Origin of the sequence: Aeromonas sp. QDB14, from assembly GCF_027707845.1 — a bacterium.
In the GTDB taxonomy this organism is placed as follows: Bacteria; Pseudomonadota; Gammaproteobacteria; order Enterobacterales; family Aeromonadaceae; genus Aeromonas; species Aeromonas caviae.
The window spans coordinates 55,528-73,184 of the sequence record NZ_JAPCJD010000016.1; the positions used below are offsets into that span (position 1 = coordinate 55,528).

Genomic DNA, 17,657 nt, shown 5'->3' on the forward strand with positions numbered 1-17,657 from the left:
CATGACCCGACTCCGGCTTATACCGACAGGTTTCCCCTGCCCGGGGCCCGGGCAGGCCCGTCAAGGGGGCTGTCGGGGACCACGTCCGGTAGGCTGGCCTGCCAGCAGGGCTCATCCCCATACAAGACAGGGCCCCGCGGGGCCCTGTCTGTATGTTCTGTGTGCGCTCTCAGCGCTCGGCGCGCCAGAAGGGCGGCGCCCAGCGGGCGATCTCTGCCGCCATGGCCTTGGGATCGAGCTGGCTCATGTCCTCCGGGTGGTCGCTGTCTTCCGGCGGGCTGAAGGGCAGATGGCGCCCCTCGCCGTTGAGCGGCCGCCAGCGCAGCGGCGTCGCCGAACGGTGTGCCGGGAAGAAACCGACGGTCGGCACGTCCATGGCCGCGGCGATGTGCAGGGGCCCCGTGCTGCCCGCCACGAACAGGGCGGCGTTGGCCATCACCTGGCAGAACTTCGGCAACCCCTCGTCGGAGCGATAGATCCAGCCGTTGCCCCCATGGGCCAGCAATTCGGCCGCCAACTGCTCCGCCTTCCCCTCCTCCCCCGGGCCTGCCGTCAGCACGCACTGCAACTCGGGACAGGCCTGGTTGAGCTTGATGATGAGGCGCGAGTACTGCTCGATGGAGAGGTTGTTGGCCGAGCCACCGCTGCCCGCATGCACCATCAGCCAGGGGCGGCTGGCGTCGAGCCTGAGACGGGCGGCGACCTGCTCGCGCACCTGCAGCAGGCTCTCGGGGTCGAAGCCGAGGTAGGGGCCCTGTGGCTCTACCACGGTCTGATGCTGATCGGCGAGGAAGCGGCGCACCAGATCCAGGTTGTATTCGTACTCCGGCTTCTGGGAGCGGGAGCGGCGCTGCACCAGGCGCTGGTTGTAGAGCACCTGGGCCAGCTTGGTGGCCGGGGCCAGCCGGTAGGGAATATGCGCCTTCCACACCAGCTTGGCATTGCGGGTGTTGGAGAAGAGGCAGATGGAGGCATCGAAGGCGGCCGCCTTGATGCGCGCCAGCAGGGCGCGTTGCTGCTCCTTGTCGGCCCGTGCCCCCGGATCCAGGATGATCTCGTCGATCCAGGGGCAGAGGCGGGCCAGGGGCGCCGTGTAGGCGGGAACCAGGGCAGTCACATGACACTCCATGGAGCGCTTGAGCATGGCAAAGCTCGGCCACGCCAGCATGAAGTCACCAATCTTGTCATTGCGGACTACCAGAATACGTTTCATAAAAAATCCCTATGCTCCCTGTCACCAGCGAAGGAGGCTTGATGCGCGATGCGGGTATTCTTGCCTGATGCAGGGCGATTCTCAAGCGAAGACACCACGGGGCCCCGATTTGTGCGACCCCGGCCGCCGATCAGCGCCAGAAATCCGCGCCATCCCGGTCGCGACAAACCGGCAACAGCCCCTATAATGCGACCAGTTTTCCGGTTTCAGGAATCAGCAGCATGACCAACAAGGTAATCTATCCCGGCACCTTCGATCCCATCACCAACGGCCATACCGATCTCATTGGCCGCGCCGCCAGACTGTTCGACGAGGTGGTGGTCGGGGTGGCCAACAGCCCGAGCAAACGGCCGCTGTTCGATCTCGAGGAGCGCGTTCAACTGGCCCGGCAGGTGACGGCTCACCTGCCCAACGTCAAGGTGGTGGGCTTCTCCGGTCTGCTGGTGGATTTTGCCAGGGAGCAGCAGGCCAACGTGCTGATCCGCGGCCTGCGCGCCGTCTCCGACTTCGAATACGAGTTCCAGCTCGCCAACATGAACCGTCGCCTGATGCCCACCCTGGAGAGCGTCTTCCTCACCCCGGCGGAGGAGAACTCCTTTATCTCCTCCACCCTGGTGAAGGAGGTGGCGCTGCACGGTGGCGACATCCACCAGTTCGTCGACCCCCTGGTGGCTCAGGCCATTGCCGCCAAGCAGCAGCGCTAATCCCCTCCCCTGATGGGCCGAAACGAACAAGGGCTACCCGCGGGTAGCCCTTGTTGCATCAACGCACTGCACGCCTAGCCGTGGGCAAACTGCTGGCGGATCGCCAGCTCCAGCTGATCGAGCCACTCGTAACGGCGCCGGTACATGGCCCGCTTCTTGGAGGCGATCTCCTCCAGCGGCTTGCGCACCACGGGTTGCAGCCGCACGAAGTTGGCGTCCTGATCGAGGGCGCCAAACTCCTGCCACAGCTCGTCGTAGTCCGCCTGCAGGCAGGCTTTCTTCTTCTTGCTGTACCGTCTTGCCTGGAAGATGTGGGCCTTCATGCGCACCGCACAGACCCGGTGGGCCCCCATGGCCCCGGCCAGCGCCATTACCAGCATCACCACCAGCGACTTGGGTCTCAGACCCTGACCCGCCCGGGTCAATGCCCGCACCTGCTCCTGGGGCTGCTCGACACAGGGCTCTGGCCCCTGCACCGACCCGATCACCAGGGCCAGCTCCTGTTCGTTGCCCGCCAGGGAGAAGGCACAGCTGTAGAGTCGCTCCCCCCGCGCGTTGACGATGGAGAGCGCCAGCTCCGCCTCCCGGCGGAAGGTGCCGTCGTGACGCAGCACGATGCGCCAGCCGCCATCGGGATAATGGCCCAGCACTATCCCCTCCCCCAGATAGAGCGGGTCGATGAGCTCGGGGTACAGGCCCAGCAGCAGGCGGTAGTGATCCTCCACCATCTTGACCCGCTGGTTCACCGTCGAGCAGGCGAAGCGATAGGGGCGCATCGGCTTGTCGAGCAGCTCGGGGTGGCGGGCGGGAAGCGCCCGCAGGGGGGCGCTCTGGAACAGCTCGAACACCCGGTTCAACTGCGCACGGTAGAGCAGACTGCGCAGCAAAAACTTGCCGCGATTGAAGGTCTTGCGGGCGCTGTCTTCGGGATAGAGGAAGCGGGCCATATCGTGGGCACAATAGTGCCCCTGCCGGGATAAATGTTCCCAGTCTATTGATTTAGCTGTCATTTTATTACCTCGCAGCCTGAACTGGCGAGATAGTAGTCATGGGCTGACGCCGCTTCAACAGACTGGAAATACTCTCTTACAACTTGGCTGGTTCCGGCTCAAAAATCCCACTTTCAGCGTTGGCAGTGGGAGCAGAACACCGTGGTTCGCTGGCCCATCTTCACCTCGGTGAGCAGGGTGTGGCAGTGGAAACAGGGCTGGCTGCCACGACCGTAAACCTGCAGCTGCTGGACGAAATAGCCCGGCTTGCCGTCGGCGCTGGTGAAATCCTTGAGGGTGGTGCCCCCCTGGTGAATGGCTTCGGCCAGCACCCGCTTGATCTCGCTCACCAGGGTGCCCAGCCGCTCGGCGCTGATGTTGCCCGCCGCCCGCCTGGGATGAATGCCGGCGGCATAGAGCGCCTCGTTGGCGTAGATGTTGCCCACCCCGACCACCACATGGTTGTCCATCAGGAACTGCTTGATGGCGGTGCTGCGCCCCTTCGCCCGCTCCCGCAGGTAATCGGCATGGAAGGCATCGGTGAGGGGTTCCGGCCCCAGCTTGGCGAGCAGGGCATGGGCCTCGGCCGGTTCGCGGGTCCACAGCAGGGCGCCAAAACGGCGCGGATCGTTGAGCCGCAGCAGCTTGCCGTTGGCCAGCTCGATATCCACGTGATCGTGCTTCTCGGCCGGGGTGCCGATGTCCAGCACCCGCAGGCTGCCGGACATCCCGAGATGCAGGATGGCGGTGCCGAAGTCGGTCTCCAGCAACAGGTATTTGGCGCGGCGGCTGACGCGGTGGATGACGAGATCCACCAGCTCCTGGATCTCGCCGGGCACGGGCCAGCGCAGGCGGCCGTCCCGCACCACCACGCGGGTCACCTTGATGCCGGTAAGCCAGGGGGAGATGCCCTGGCGGCTGACTTCGACTTCCGGTAATTCAGGCATGGGCGATCTCTCGTTCAGGGAATGGGACGCATCAGGTCACGGTATTGCGCCTGACTCAAGCTGAGCCAGGTCGAGGAGGGCAGCAGGGCGGCAAACTTGCCGTCGTCCTGATAGAGCCCGACTTCCACCGGATCGCTCTGTCCGGCGATCCAGATCTTGAGGGTCACCGGGGTGCCGCGCACGGGCTCGCCGGGGGGCAGCAGCCAGCCTTGCCACGCCTCGATGCGGGCCGCCAGCTGGGTGCTGCCAAGCCCCAGATCCGGCGCGCTGCGCCAGCCCTGGCCGATACGCTCTATCTGCCAGCTCGGCCCCTGCCAGGTCAGCACCACGGCACTCTCCGGCAACAGCGGACGCGCGCGTTTGGCACTGTTCTCCTGCTGGGCCTGCTCCAGCCGGTGCAACAGGGTAATGACGATCAACACGACCACGATGATCACGTTGTTCCAGCCTTTGCGGCTCAGTTTGAACATGGCTAGCCTCCCTTCGAATCGGCAGTGTACTGAATTCCAGCCATAAAAAAACCCGGCACGAGGCCGGGTTTTTGCAGCGAAACCAAGTAATTACTTGATTTTGCCTTCTTTGTAGATCACATGCTGACGAATCACGGGATCAAATTTCTTGATCTCCATTTTTTCGGGCATGGTGCGCTTGTTCTTGGTAGTGGTATAGAAGTGACCAGTACCGGCGCTGGAGTTCAGGCGAATCTTATCGCGAATACCTTTAGCCATGATCTAATTCCTTATACCTTAACGCCGCTGGCACGCAGTTCAGCCAGAACCACTTCAACGCCGCGCTTGTCGATGATACGCATGCCTTTTGCGGATACGCGCAGGCTCACGAAGCGTTTTTCACTCTCAACCCAGAAACGGTGAGTGTGCAGGTTCGGCAGGAAACGACGCTTGGTAGCGTTGTTAGCGTGCGAACGGTTGTTACCAACTGCCGGGCGCTTGCCGGTTACTTGGCATACTCTAGACATGTCAGTCTCTCCAAATCTTACTTCATTGCTCGAGCAAATATCTGCCCCGCTGGCCTTCGATTGCGGGGCAAACAGAAGGCGGCATTTTATACAGCATCCGTGATCAAAGATCAACTAATACAGTGCCAGAGCCCAGTCACAACCAACCACGCTCTGCGAAAGAAACCGTGATGCCATCACCGATCACCAGGTGATCAAGCACTCTGATATCGACCAGGGCCAGGGCGGCCAGGATCCGATCCGTGATCTGGCGGTCCGCCCGACTGGGCTCGGCCACGCCGGACGGGTGATTATGCGCCAGAATCACGGCGGCTGCATTATGTTTGAGCGCGATCTGCACGATTTCTCTGGGCCAGACGCTCGCCGAGTCGAGGGTGCCGTAAAAAAGTTCGACAAACCGGATGACCCTGTGCTGGCTGTCCAGCAGCAGCAGGGCGAACACCTCCCGCCCCCGATCCCGCAACTGGGCTTGCAGAAAGTCACGGGTAAGCCCGGGCGAGGTGAGCGCCTCTCCCCGTTGCAACTGTTCGGCCAGATGGCGCCGCCCCATCTCCAGCACCGCCTGCAACTGGGCATACTTGGCAGGTCCCAGCCCGTGAGCGCCACAAAAATCCTGCTGCTCGGCTCCCAGCAGTGCCCGCAGGGAACCAAACTGCTGCAACAACTGGCGGGAGAGATCCACCGCACTCAACCCGCTGACCCCGGTGCGCAGGAAGATGGCCAGCAGTTCGGCATCGGAGAGCGTCGCCGCCCCTCGGCGCAGCAGCTTTTCCCTCGGGCGCTCCTCTTCCGGCCACTCCTTGATGCTCATTTGTCTCTCCCTCATGGCTATTGAGAGAAAACATAGCAAAGAATCCCGCGAGCCCGACCACAACTCCCCCATGTCAGCCTCTGTCGCCACCCATTGCCTGTGCTATCTTAGCCGACCAGTCAGAGTGAGCCGGAAGAGAAGCAGCAGATGAGATTGGCCGATAAACGCATCCTGTTGGGTGTCAGTGGCGGGATCGCCGCCTACAAGAGTGCCGAACTGGTACGTCGCCTGAAAGATCAGGGGGCCGAGGTGCGAGTGGTGATGACCCGCTCCGCCAAGGAGTTCATCACCCCGCTGACTCTGCAAGCCGTCTCAGGCCACCCGGTGGCCGACAGTCTGCTCGACCCGGCTGCCGAGGCGGGCATGGGCCACATCGAGCTGGCCAAGTGGGCCGATCTGGTGCTGATCGCCCCCGCCAGCGCCAATCTGATGGCCCGCATGGCCGCCGGCATGGCGGACGAGCTGCTCACCACCCTCTGCCTGGCCACCCCGGCGACTGTCGCCCTGGCGCCAGCCATGAACCAGCAGATGTATCGCAACGCCGCTACCGAGGCCAACCTTCAGACCCTCGCCGAGCGCGGCATTCAGCTGTGGGGGCCGGATTCCGGCAGCCAGGCCTGCGGCGATGTGGGCCCGGGCCGGATGCTGGATCCCCTGGAACTGGTGGAACGCTGCTGCCAGCAGCTCGCCGCCGAACCGCTCCTGGCAGGCGTCAGGTTGCTGCTCACCGCCGGGCCGACCCGGGAGGCGCTGGATCCGGTGCGCTATATCAGCAACCACAGCTCCGGCAAGATGGGCTACGCCATCGCCCACGCCGCGCGCGAAGCGGGCGCGGAGGTGACCCTGGTGAGCGGCCCGGTGGCACTGGCCACCCCGGCCAGCGTTACCCGCATCGATGTGGAGAGTGCCCTGCAGATGCACGAAGCAGTGATGAGCCGGGTCGGTGAGTGCGACCTCTTTATCGGCTGCGCTGCCGTCGCCGACTACCGTCCCGCCCAGGTGGCCGAGCAAAAGATCAAGAAGACCGGCGACAACGACCAGATGCAGCTGACCCTGGTCAAAAACCCCGACATCATCGCCGATGTGGGGGCGTTGTCAGACAAACCCTTCACCGTCGGATTTGCCGCCGAAACCGTGGATGTGGAACAATACGCCCTCGACAAACTTCGACGTAAGCGGCTGGACATGATCGCAGCCAACGATGTGTCCCGTGCAGGCCAGGGTTTCAATGCCGATGACAACGCCCTGACCGTCTTCTGGCAAGGGGGTCAAGCCGCCCTGCCCCTGGCCGATAAGCTGACGCTGGCCCGTCATCTTGTCGCCCTGATTGCACGCCATTATCGACCCTGAGCCCATTGAACATGCCGGGAGCCCCAGGCTCCTGCAGTACCACCCGATCGCCAGGCGATCCAATTGAAAAAGATTCATGACGACACAAATTGAACTGAAAATCCTGGATGCCCGCATCGGCACCGACTTCCCGCTGCCCGCTTACGCCACACCGGGCTCCGCTGGCATGGACTTGCGCGCCCTGCTGGATGCCCCGCTGACCCTGGCCCCAGGCGACACCACGCTGGTGCCGACCGGGCTGGCCATTCACATCCAGGATCCGGGTCTGTGCGCCACCATCCTGCCCCGCTCCGGCCTCGGCCATAAGCACGGCATCGTGCTGGGCAACCTGGTCGGCCTCATCGACTCCGACTACCAGGGTCAGTTGATGGTCTCGGTCTGGAACCGTGGCAACGACAGCTTCACCATGCAGCCTGGCGAGCGCATCGCCCAGCTGGTGATCCTGCCGGTGGTACAGGCCAGCTTCCAGTTGGTCGACGAATTCAATCAGAGTGAACGGGGTGAAGGCGGGTTTGGTTCTTCTGGTCGCCAATAACAAGACCACACGGCCCCCTGGGGCACGTGCCAAATAATAGAATCAAGCCATTGTTTTTTTAGGGGAATCCATGGCAAGCAGTAACCAGAAACAGAGTCGGCGCGATCAGATCCTGCAGGCACTCGCCCACATGCTGGAAACCAGCCCGGGCCAGCGCATCACCACGGCACGCCTCGCGGCCGAGGTGGGCGTGTCCGAGGCGGCCCTCTACCGGCATTTTCCCAGCAAGGCGAGGATGTTCGAGGGGCTGATCGACTTTATCGAGGATTCCCTGCTGTCACGGGTCAACCTGATCATGGCCGAAGAGAAGGACACCATGGCCCGCTGCCATCACATACTGCAGCTGCTGCTGGTGTTTGCCGAGCGCAACCCCGGCATCACCCGCATTCTCAATGGCGATGCCCTGCTGGGCGAACACGATCGGCTGCGGGATCGCATCAGCATTCTGTTCGACAAGCTGGAGACCCAGATCAAGCAGGTACTGCGCGAGAAACGGCTGCGGGAAGGCCAGGGCTTCCAGCTCGACGAGACCATGCTGGCCAACCTGCTGCTGGCCTATACCGAGGGCCGCATCAGCCAGTTCGTCCGCTCGGAGTTCAAAATCAAGCCCACCGCCGGGTTTGAAGATCAGTGGCAGTTTATCCGCAGCCAGTTGCTGCAAAGCTGAGCCAGCAGACCGCATCAACCAATGCACGTCCCGCTCCGAGTTCACAATCAAGCCCACTGCAGGCTTTGAAGATCAGTGGCAGTTTATCCGCAGCCAGCTGCTGCAAAGCTGAGCCAGCAGACCGCATCAACCAATGCACGTCCGCTCCGAGCTCACAATCAAACCCACCGCCGGGTTTGAAGATCAGTGGCAGTTCATCCGCAGCCAGCAGCTGCAAAGCTGAGTGCGCACATGCCCAGCGTCCCTGCGCCAGCAGGGTTGTGACGAAGCGGGAGGCCTTGGCCTCCCTTGCTTTTTGTGGCACAAAAGAAGAGACAAGCACCAGATGCGACCCAGCTTGTCGCGCTCAAGTGTTACATTCATTTGCCATAAATCTTCACACCAACAGGACATCCTATGGAACCCGAGATCATTACCGAAGCACAGACCTGGCTGACCAACAACCAGGGACTGATCATCGAGTATGCGGTCAACATCGCCGCCGCCCTGATCACCCTGCTGGTCGGTTACATTGCCGCCAACCTTCTCAGCGGTGGCGTGGTCAAGGTGATGCAGACCCGCAAGCTGGACACCACCGTCACCCACTTCGTCGGCAGCATCCTCAAATACACCATCCTGGTGTTCGTGGTGATCGCCGCCCTGGGCCGGGTAGGGGTGCAGACCGCCTCCTTCGTCGCCATTATCGGTGCCGCTGGTCTGGCCATCGGTCTGGCGCTGCAGGGCTCTCTCTCCAACTTTGCCGCCGGTTTCCTGCTCATCATCTTCCGCCCCATCAAGGCAGGGGAATTTATCGAGGTGGCAGGCACCAATGGCGTTGTGCAATCGGTCCAACTCTTCACCACCACCCTCACCTCGGGTGACAACAAGATGGTGGTAGTGCCGAACTCCGCCATCCTCAACGGCACCATCGTCAACTACTCGCGCATGGATACCCGCCGCGTCGACATGACCTTCGGCATCGGCTACGGCTCCGACCTGCGCAAGGCCAAACAGATCCTGGAGCGGCTGGTGAGCGAAGAGCCCCGCATCCTGAAGGAGCCGGCAGCCACCATTGCCGTTGCCGCGCTGGCCGACTCCTCGGTCAACATCGTGGTGCGTCCCTGGGTCAAGACCGGTGATTACTGGGGTGTCTGGTTCGACTTCCACGAGAAGGTGAAGCTCACCTTCGACGCCGAGGGCATCGAGATCCCCTTCCCCCAGCGTGTGGTTCACATGCAGAAGACGGCGGATTGATCCTCGGTGTGCGTTCTCCAGTGCCAGCCTTCGGGCTGGCACTGTCGTTTCTGCCTTCTGTGACATGAAAAAAACCGGCCACAGGCCGGTCTTGCGCACCGTGTTCTCACCCCAGCCGGCGTGCAACCCGGTTGAGCAGGGGCTGCATCAGCACATAGCCCCCCAGCACGGCTCCGATCACCGCCAACACGCGGATCTCCAGCGTCGGCGCCGCATTGGCCAGCGTCAGGGTCAGCAAACCGATGAGGCCGGTGGCGATCAGGCTCAGGGCAAACAGGGATAACAGGGCTTTCATCTCGATCTCCTCATTCCACACCATTGATTCCATACCTTGGCCATCCCTGGGAGATCTCGTCCATTCGGCTCATATGGTAGCCAGCGTCTGTTGCCCGCCATTTGCGCCTGCTCAAAAAACCGTCCGATGAGCGTCTGTTGAATACCCTTTTATCTGTCACGCCAGCTTTCCAGCGCCACGGCCGTGCTCCCCTTGAAATGAAAACCTTTTCAACCCGAATAAGCATGCGCGAACGCAAGATCCCGGGGTACTGGGTGACTCATAATCGCACTGTTTTGGTTGTACACTCCCTCGTTGCAGACAATTGGTAATGCTCTGTTACACGGGGCGCACGGAGTGCCCGGTATAATGCTCGCATAATAAGGTTTGGCGGGAGCCTTGCCTGCAAGGTTCAAACACAACTTGGAAGACTGATAATCCTATGAAAAATATCAATCCAACCCGGACCCAGGCCTGGCAGGCACTGGAAGCCCATTTTGCAGCCAACAAGGAGATGAGTCTCAAGGATCTGTTCGCACAGGATCCCAAGCGTTTTGACAAGTTCTCCCTCACCTTCGGTGGCGACATCCTGGTCGACTACTCCAAGAACCTGATCACCGAAGAGACCCTCAAGTTGCTGGTTGATCTGGCCAAAGAGACCGATCTTCGCAGCGCGATCGATGCCATGTTCAATGGCGAGAAGATCAACATGACCGAAGGGCGCTCCGTACTGCACGTGGCCCTGCGCAACCGTTCCGACCGCCCCATCGAGTGCGACGGCAAGGACGTGATGCCGGAAGTGAACGCCGTACTGGCCAAGATGAAAGGCTTCTGCGAGAAGATCATCTCCGGCGAGTGGAAAGGCTACACCGGCAAAGCGATCCAGCATGTGGTCAACATCGGTATCGGTGGCTCCGATCTCGGCCCGGTAATGATCACCGAGGCACTGCGTCCCTACAAAAACCACCTGCAGATGCACTTCGTCTCCAACGTCGACGGCACCCACATCGCTGAGACCCTGAAGAAGATCGATCCGGAAACCACCCTGTTCCTGGTGGCCTCCAAGACCTTCACCACCCAGGAGACCATGACCAACGCCCTGACCGCCCGCGACTGGTTCATCAAGATCGCCGGTGACAAGGCCCACGTTGCCAAGCACTTCGCCGCCCTCTCCACCAACGGCAAGGCCGTGGCCGAGTTCGGTATCGACACCAACAACATGTTCGAGTTCTGGGACTGGGTTGGCGGCCGCTACTCCTCCTGGTCTGCCATCGGCATGCCTATCGCCCTGTCCGTCGGTTTCGAGAACTTCGAAGCGCTGCTGCAAGGCGCTTTCGAGATGGACATGCACTTCGCCACTGCCTCCTACGAGCAGAACGTGCCGGTGCTGCTGGCGCTGATTGGCCTGTGGTACAACAATTTCCATGGTGCCGAGTCCGAAGCCATCCTGCCGTACGATCAGTACATGCATCGCTTCCCTGCCTACTTCCAGCAAGGCAACATGGAGTCCAACGGCAAGTACGTGGATCGCGACGGCCATCCGGTTGACTACCAGACCGGCCCCATCATCTGGGGTGAGCCGGGTACCAACGGCCAGCACGCCTTCTACCAGTTGATCCATCAGGGCACCAAGCTGATCCCCTGCGACTTCCTGGCGCCGGCCATCAGCCATAACCCCATCGGTGACCACCATCCGAAACTGCTGGCCAACTTCTTCGCCCAGACCGAGGCCCTGGCCTTCGGCAAGAGCAAGGAAGCGGTGGAGGCCGAGTTCCTGGCCGCCGGCAAGACGCTGGAGCAGGTCAAGGATCTGGTGCCGTTCAAGGTGTTCGAAGGCAACCGCCCGACCAACTCCATTCTGTTCAAGCAGCTGACCCCGAAAACCCTCGGCTCCCTGATCGCCATGTACGAGCACAAGATCTTCGTACAAGGCGCAATCTGGAACATCTTCTCCTTCGACCAGTGGGGTGTGGAGCTGGGCAAACAGCTGGCCAACAAGATCCTGCCGGAGCTGGGCACCGATGAGGCCGTCACCAGCCACGACGGCTCCACCAACGGCCTGATCAACACCTGGAAAGCCTGGAAGGCCTGATTGCTCCCGCCCTCCAGAATGCAAAAGCCCCGCTCGATGAGCGGGGCTTTTTTATAGGCTTCAATCTGTCTGTTTGCATCATCCGGACGACAGGCCAGGTGTCTAAGCCAGCCAGTAACGGGGATCGTCATCCCCGCCCCTTCCGATGCCGCTCAGCGAAGGCTTAACCGCCGACGGCAATACGCTTCATGTCCTTCATGTAACCACGCAGGGTCTGGCCGATCTTCTCGATCGGGTGGTTGCGGGTCGCTTCGTTGGCAGCCAGCAGGGCCAGGTTGTCCACCGCCTTGCTCTCGGCACGGGCACTGCCCAGGTCCCCTGCTTGCAGGGTCGGCATGAAGTGCTCACGCAGCAGCGGCACGGCAGCGTTGGCAAACAGGTAGTTGCCGTACTCCGCGGTATCGGAGATGACCACGTTCATCTCGTACAGACGCTTGCGGGCGACGGTGTTGGCGATCAGCGGCAGCTCGTGCAGAGACTCGTAGTAGGCGGACTCTTCATAGATGCCGGAGGCCACCATGGTTTCGAACGCCAGCTCGACACCCGCCTTGACCATGGCCACCATGACCACGCCATTATCGAAGTACTCCTGCTCGGCGATCTTGCCAGCATAGGCAGGGGCATTCTCGAAGGCGGACTTGCCGGTCTCTTCGCGCCAGCCGAACAGCTTGGCATCGTCTTCGGCCCAGTCAGCCATCATGCCGCGGGAGAACTCGCCGGCGATGATGTCATCCATGTGCTTCTCGAACAGCGGACGCATCAGGGTGCGCAGTTGCTCGGAGAGCTCGAAGGCACGCAGCTTGGCCGGGTTGGAGAGACGGTCCATCATCAGGCTGATGCCGCCCTGCTTCAGGGCCTCGGTGATGGTCTCCCAGCCGAACTGGATCAGCTTGCCGGCATAGGCCGGGTCAGTGCCCTCGGCAACCAGCTTGTCGTAGCAGAGCAGGGAACCGGCCTGCAGCATGCCGCACAGAATGGTCTGCTCGCCCATCAGATCGGATTTCACTTCCGCGACGAAGGAAGATTCCAGCACGCCGGCACGGTCGCCACCGGTAGCAGAGGCCCACGCCTTGGCAATGGCCATGCCCTCACCCTGGGGATCGTTCTCCGGGTGGACGGCGATCAGGGTTGGTACGCCGAAACCACGCTTGTACTCTTCACGCACTTCGGTGCCCGGGCATTTGGGTGCAACCATCACTACGGTGATGTCGGCACGGATCTGCTGACCCTCTTCCACCACGTTGAAGCCGTGGGAGTAGCCCAGAGCGGCGCCTTGCTTCATCAGCGGCATCACGGTTTTGACGACGTCGGAGTGCTGCTTGTCCGGAGTCAGGTTCAGCACCAGATCGGCGGTCGGGATCAGATCTTCATAGGTGCCGACCACGAAGCCGTTGTCGGTGGCCTTCTGCCAGGAGGCGCGCTTCTCGGTGATGGCGGCCTTGCGCAGGGCGTAGGAGATGTCCAGCCCGGAGTCGCGCATGTTCAGACCCTGGTTCAGGCCCTGGGCGCCACAGCCCACAATCACCACCTTCTTGCCTTTCAGCACGTTGCAGCCGTCCGCGAACTCTTCGCGCTGCATGAAACGACACTTGCCCAGCTGGGCCAACTGCTGACGCAGGTTCAAGGTGTTGAAATAGTTAGCCATGGTGATTGCTCCGTTCGATTGATTCCATGCCGGATAGCGGCGTTGTCGAAACCACTATAGCGCGGGACACTTATTGCCTGAACTGATATATTCGAAATAGTACGTTGCAGGAATTGAAATGTGATTTCCCGCAATCTCCCGCCGCCGAGCCATCGTGCTACAGGGCGCCTGACAACGCCGCAGGAATAAAAAGATGGACCTTCGCAATCTCGAACTGTTTCTCCACCTCGCCGACTCCCTCCACTTCGGCAAAAGCGCCGATGCCATGGCGGTCAGCCCCTCCACCCTGAGCCGCGCCATCCAGCGACTGGAACAGGAGACCGGCTGCGTGCTGTTCGAGCGGGACAACCGCTCGGTGCGGCTCACCCCTGCTGGTGACAAGCTGCGGGAGTTTGGCGGTGCCTTGCTGCAGGAGTGGCGCCAACTCAAACAGGAGCTCAAGCGCAGCGACGAGCCGCTGCAAGGGCGGCTGCGGGTGTTCTGCTCGGTCACCGCCAGCTACTTTCTGCTGCCCGAGGTACTGGAACGCTTTCGTCGCCGTTATCCCCAGCTGGAGATCAAGCTGGAGACCGGCGACCCTGCACTGGCAGTGGACAAGATCCTGGCTGACGAAGCCGATCTCGCCATCGCAGCGAGGCCGGATGCGCTCTCGTCCAAGCTGGAATTCGCCAGCCTGCAACAAGTCCCTCTGGTGTTCATCGCCCCCCGCAATGCCCCCCAGCAGGGTCAGTGGTTCCCCCAGGGCGAACCTGACTGGGAGCGCCTGCCGCTGATCCTCTCCGAACAGGGGCTGGCCCGAAAGCGCTGTGATCAATGGTTTCGCAACAAGGGGATAGCTCCCAACATCTATGCAGAAGTGGCGGGCAACGAGGGCATCGTCGCCATGGTGGCCCTCGGCTTCGGTGTGGGTGTCGTGCCTGCCGCCGTCATCGATCACAGCCCCATGGGGGACAAGGTGCGTGTGGTCGAGCCCAAACCGGCGCTCAAGGCGTTCGACGTCGGCATCGCCGTGCTCAAGAAGCGGCTGGAAGAGCCGCTGATCCGCGCCTTCTGGGACACTGCACGCGGCCAGGGAGGCCTTCGCTGATCCGGCAGGCGTCAGAGCCACAGTGAGTGTCAAATGTATCAGTATGAAAGTGGGGGAGAAGAGGGGACACTGGCCGGCACCATCCAGCCACCATCAAGGAATAGAGCGTGAGCCAGCATCTTGTCGAAATCCGCAGTGCCATCCTGTTCGCAGAATATCTGCAAAGCCTCGGGGTCCAGCGCCATGAACTCGATCGGGAGCAGGAGATCTATCTCCAGGACAGGCACCTCGCCACGGTTCAATGCATTCAGGGGGAGCTGCGCTTTTATCTGCGCGCCAGCGCACTAGCCAGATCGTGATCCGCAATCGGTCACAGAACCCGCACGCAAAGCGTATTAGACTGGCACCATCCGTCCCCCTCGCCCCGGGGGCCACCACGAGGAGTGCCCATGAAACAAAGCGGCCTGGATCGGCTCTTCAAACCTCACTCGATCGCCGTCATCGGCGCCTCCTGTGATCCGCAGAAGGCAGGCCATGTGGTCATCCGGCACCTGCTGGCGGGTCAGTTCCAGGGCCCCATACTACCCGTGGCCCCCCGCAGCCAGGCCGTCGCTGGCGTGCTCGCCTATCCGGACATAGAGAGCCTTCCCCTCTCCCCCGATCTCGCCATCGTCTGTACCCGGCGCGAACGGGTACTGCCGCTCATCGAGGAGCTCGGCAAGAAAGGAACCGGAGCCGCCATCATACTGGCCGCCCAGTTCTCCACTGACGAGCGCCTGCGGCTCAAGCATCTGTGCCAGCAATACGGCATCCGGCTGCTCGGCCCCAACAGCATGGGCATGCTGCTCCCCGGGCAGGGTATCAACGCCAGCTTTTCCCCCATTGCAGCGACTCCGGGACAGGTGGCGTTTCTCTCCCAGTCGGCAGCGGTCAGCACCACCATCCTGGATTGGGCCAAGCAGCGCGAAATCGGCTTCTCGGCCTTCATCTCCCTGGGCGATCATTGCGACATCGACTTTGGCCAACTGCTGGATCAGCTCTCCCGGGACGGGACGACCCGCGCCATCCTGATCTACATGGACAAGCTGCACGATGCCAGGCACTTTCTCTCCGCCGCCCGTGCCGCCTCGCGCAACAAACCCATCCTGATTCTCAAGAGCGGTCGGCACGACCCGGCCAACGGTCTCGACAATGTCTATGATGCCGCCATCCGCCGGGCTGGCATGCTGCGCGTCCGGGATACCCACGAACTGTTTGCCACTGTCGAGACCCTGAGCCACTCCCTAACCCTCAAGGGGGAGCGGCTCGCCATCCTCTCCAACGGGCGCGGTCTCGCCAACATGGCCGCAGACGTACTGCTGTCTCGGGGAGGCAAGCTGGCGATGCCACCCCTCGACATCGGCAGCGATGCAGATATCGAGGCCTACAAGAGTGCACTCGAGACGCTGCTCCAAGGGGACAGTGCCGATGCCATCCTGCTGATCCATGCACCGTCCCTCACCGCCCGAGGTGTCACCCTCGCCAGCAACCTGATCGACTTCATCAAGCAGCATCCCAGGGCCAGACGATTCAACATACTGACCAACTGGGCAGGCGAATACTCCGCCCAAGAGGGGAGACGCCTGTTCAACGAGGCGGGCATCCCGACCTATCGCACCCCGGAAAGCGCCGTCACGGCCTTCATGCACATGGTGGAATATCGTCGCAACCAGAAACAGTTGATGGAAACACCGGCCTCCCTGCAGGGCGACAGGCTCGATGTCGAGCGCTGCCAGCAGCTCCTTGGGCAAGCGCTGGACCGCCAGCAGCGGGTGCTGGACACCCACCTGGCCCATCCCATCTTGCAGGCAGCCGGGCTATCCACCCTCGCGACCTGGATCGTTTCCGATGCCATCGAGGCCGCACTGACTGCAGAACAGATTGGCTACCCCGTAGCGGTGAAGCTGCGATCTCCCGACATCGCCCACAAATCCGATGTACACGGTGTCATGCTGAACCTGCGCACCTCGGCGGAAGTCGCCCAGGCGGCGGATGCCATTCTGGACAGGGTACGTCAGCATGATCCTGGCGCCCGCATAGAAGGGCTGCTGGTACAACGCATGGCACGCCGCAGCGGGGGTCTGGAGCTACGGATCCGCTTGCAGCAGGATCCGGTCTTCGGCCCCGTCATCCTGCTCGGGGAATCCGGCGCCGAGCCCCGCGACATGGTCGCGGCTCTTCCTCCCCTCAACCAGGCACTGGCTCGCTACCAGATCATTGGTGCCCTCAAGGATGGCAAGATCCGCGAGCAGGCCAGTCCGGTACGGCTCGATATCGACGCCCTCGGCCAGGTGCTGTGCCAGCTCTCCGAGCTGCTGCTGGCCTTCCCCGAGATACAAGAACTGGATCTGCACCCGCTGCAGGCCTGTGGCGAAGAGATGGTGATCCTGGATGCCCGGCTCGTCTTGGCAGAGCGAGGGCAACAAGTTCTGCCACTGGCCATTCGCCCCTATCCCACCGAGCTGGAAGAGGGTGCCTGGCTGAAAGATCAGAGTCATGTGCTGCTGCGCCCCATCCGCCCCGAAGACGAGCCCGCCCACAAGCAGTTCGTGCGGCAGGTGTCTGATGAAGACAGGTACAAACGCTTTTTCGCCGATGTGGGGGAGCTGGGGCATGAGGAGCTGGCCCGCATGACCCAGATCGATTATGACCGGGAAATGGCCTTCGTCGCCGTGGGTCAGGACGGCCCTTTCAGCCAGCAGATCCTGGGAGTGGTGCGAGCCATTGCCAGCCCGGATCAATCGGATGCGGAGTTTGCCATCCTGGTCCGCTCAGACTTGAAAGGGTTCGGACTCGGCAAGTTGATGATGGAAAAGATCGTGCGTTATGCCAGAGAGCGTGGCATAGGCCAGCTCTCTGGCATGACCATGCCCAGCAATCGCGGCATGATCAATCTGGCCAAACGGCTCGGTTTCAAGATCGATATTCAGCTGGAAGATGGGATAGTCAACATGGAGCTGCCCTGTGCTGATCAGGTTGTATAACGATACAATCGTGGTGGTAAATTAACCAGATATGGACGGATAACGTGAATTTCAGGCAATAAAAAACCCCGCTCGAGTGAGCGGGGTTTCTTGTATTGGGTGCCTGGCAGTGTCCTACTCTCGCATGGCGAATGCCACACTACCATCGGCGCTACAGCGTTTCACTTCTGA

18 protein-coding genes and 1 pseudogene are annotated in these 17,657 nt (G+C 61.7%); 10 read left to right on the forward strand and 9 right to left on the reverse strand.

Annotated elements, in window-relative coordinates:
• Window positions 1-169 precede the first annotated feature (169 nt).
• On the reverse strand, window positions 170-1,213 hold the full coding sequence (locus PG887_RS07745) for a glycosyltransferase family 9 protein (RefSeq protein ID WP_010676109.1): 1,044 nt from the start codon (window positions 1,211-1,213) through the stop codon (window positions 170-172).
• A 221-nt stretch (window positions 1,214-1,434) separates the two neighbouring features.
• On the opposite strand from PG887_RS07745, the gene coaD reads away from it, so the two are divergent.
• Complete coding sequence (gene coaD, locus PG887_RS07750; RefSeq protein ID WP_043153322.1) at window positions 1,435-1,917, forward strand: pantetheine-phosphate adenylyltransferase; 483 nt, start codon at window positions 1,435-1,437, stop codon at window positions 1,915-1,917.
• Between the two features lie 74 nt (window positions 1,918-1,991).
• Here coaD and PG887_RS07755 read toward each other — a convergent pair whose 3' ends face one another.
• From PG887_RS07755 to radC, 6 genes are all read right to left on the reverse strand, one after another.
• Window positions 1,992-2,864 (reverse strand): VirK/YbjX family protein, encoded by an 873-nt coding sequence (locus PG887_RS07755; RefSeq protein ID WP_268452566.1) that lies wholly within the window; start codon window positions 2,862-2,864, stop codon window positions 1,992-1,994.
• Window positions 2,865-3,040: 176 nt separating this feature from the next.
• The gene (gene mutM, locus PG887_RS07760; protein ID WP_270821430.1) at window positions 3,041-3,853 is read right to left on the reverse strand and encodes a bifunctional DNA-formamidopyrimidine glycosylase/DNA-(apurinic or apyrimidinic site) lyase; all 813 of its coding nucleotides are present in this window, start codon (window positions 3,851-3,853) and stop codon (window positions 3,041-3,043) included.
• Between the two features lie 14 nt (window positions 3,854-3,867).
• Window positions 3,868-4,323: a hypothetical protein gene (locus tag PG887_RS07765; protein ID WP_041212007.1), complete on the reverse strand. Its 456-nt coding sequence runs from the start codon at window positions 4,321-4,323 to the stop codon at window positions 3,868-3,870.
• Window positions 4,324-4,413: 90 nt separating this feature from the next.
• Window positions 4,414-4,581, reverse strand: coding sequence for a 50S ribosomal protein L33 (gene rpmG, locus PG887_RS07770; protein WP_005323752.1), 168 nt, complete (start codon window positions 4,579-4,581; stop codon window positions 4,414-4,416).
• A gap of 11 nt (window positions 4,582-4,592) precedes the next feature.
• On the reverse strand, window positions 4,593-4,829 hold the full coding sequence (rpmB, locus tag PG887_RS07775; RefSeq protein WP_005307492.1) for a 50S ribosomal protein L28: 237 nt from the start codon (window positions 4,827-4,829) through the stop codon (window positions 4,593-4,595).
• A gap of 136 nt (window positions 4,830-4,965) precedes the next feature.
• Window positions 4,966-5,640, reverse strand: coding sequence for a RadC family protein (radC, locus tag PG887_RS07780; RefSeq protein WP_183149087.1), 675 nt, complete (start codon window positions 5,638-5,640; stop codon window positions 4,966-4,968).
• Between the two features lie 147 nt (window positions 5,641-5,787).
• On the opposite strand from radC, the gene coaBC reads away from it, so the two are divergent.
• From coaBC to PG887_RS07810, 5 genes and pseudogenes are all read left to right on the forward strand, one after another.
• A complete protein-coding gene (coaBC, locus tag PG887_RS07785; RefSeq protein ID WP_270821431.1) occupies window positions 5,788-6,990 on the forward strand; it encodes a bifunctional phosphopantothenoylcysteine decarboxylase/phosphopantothenate--cysteine ligase CoaBC in 1,203 nt (400 codons plus the stop codon).
• Window positions 6,991-7,066: 76 nt separating this feature from the next.
• Window positions 7,067-7,525 (forward strand): dUTP diphosphatase, encoded by a 459-nt coding sequence (gene dut, locus PG887_RS07790; RefSeq protein WP_010676116.1) that lies wholly within the window; start codon window positions 7,067-7,069, stop codon window positions 7,523-7,525.
• Window positions 7,526-7,595: 70 nt separating this feature from the next.
• Window positions 7,596-8,192 (forward strand): nucleoid occlusion factor SlmA, encoded by a 597-nt coding sequence (gene slmA / locus PG887_RS07795; protein WP_010676117.1) that lies wholly within the window; start codon window positions 7,596-7,598, stop codon window positions 8,190-8,192.
• A 10-nt stretch (window positions 8,193-8,202) separates the two neighbouring features.
• A pseudogene (locus tag PG887_RS07800) lies at window positions 8,203-8,304 on the forward strand (nucleoid occlusion factor SlmA); the annotation flags it as partial.
• A 284-nt stretch (window positions 8,305-8,588) separates the two neighbouring features.
• Entirely contained in the window at window positions 8,589-9,425 is an 837-nt protein-coding gene (locus tag PG887_RS07810) for a mechanosensitive ion channel domain-containing protein (RefSeq protein ID WP_039040993.1), read from the forward strand.
• 106 nt (window positions 9,426-9,531) lie between these two features.
• Here PG887_RS07810 and PG887_RS07815 read toward each other — a convergent pair whose 3' ends face one another.
• Window positions 9,532-9,720 carry a hypothetical protein gene (locus tag PG887_RS07815; RefSeq protein WP_029314882.1) on the reverse strand — a complete coding sequence of 63 codons (189 nt, stop codon included), beginning with the start codon at window positions 9,718-9,720 and terminating at the stop codon, window positions 9,532-9,534.
• A 421-nt stretch (window positions 9,721-10,141) separates the two neighbouring features.
• On the opposite strand from PG887_RS07815, the gene pgi reads away from it, so the two are divergent.
• Window positions 10,142-11,791 carry a glucose-6-phosphate isomerase gene (gene pgi, locus PG887_RS07820; protein ID WP_270821432.1) on the forward strand — a complete coding sequence of 550 codons (1,650 nt, stop codon included), beginning with the start codon at window positions 10,142-10,144 and terminating at the stop codon, window positions 11,789-11,791.
• Between the two features lie 163 nt (window positions 11,792-11,954).
• On the opposite strand, the gene ilvC is transcribed toward pgi, so the two are convergent.
• The gene (gene ilvC / locus PG887_RS07825) at window positions 11,955-13,436 is read right to left on the reverse strand and encodes a ketol-acid reductoisomerase (protein WP_104452096.1); all 1,482 of its coding nucleotides are present in this window, start codon (window positions 13,434-13,436) and stop codon (window positions 11,955-11,957) included.
• 193 nt (window positions 13,437-13,629) lie between these two features.
• Between ilvC and ilvY the strand changes: the two genes are divergently transcribed.
• The 3 genes from ilvY (at window position 13,630) to PG887_RS07840 (ending at window position 17,486) form a co-directional block, all read left to right on the forward strand.
• Window positions 13,630-14,523, forward strand: coding sequence for an HTH-type transcriptional activator IlvY (gene ilvY / locus PG887_RS07830; protein WP_010676123.1), 894 nt, complete (start codon window positions 13,630-13,632; stop codon window positions 14,521-14,523).
• A gap of 107 nt (window positions 14,524-14,630) precedes the next feature.
• Window positions 14,631-14,822, forward strand: coding sequence for a hypothetical protein (locus PG887_RS07835; protein WP_010676124.1), 192 nt, complete (start codon window positions 14,631-14,633; stop codon window positions 14,820-14,822).
• Between the two features lie 90 nt (window positions 14,823-14,912).
• Window positions 14,913-17,486, forward strand: a complete 2,574-nt coding sequence (locus PG887_RS07840; RefSeq protein ID WP_270821433.1) for a bifunctional acetate--CoA ligase family protein/GNAT family N-acetyltransferase — start codon at window positions 14,913-14,915, stop codon at window positions 17,484-17,486.
• Window positions 17,487-17,657: the final 171 nt, after the last annotated feature.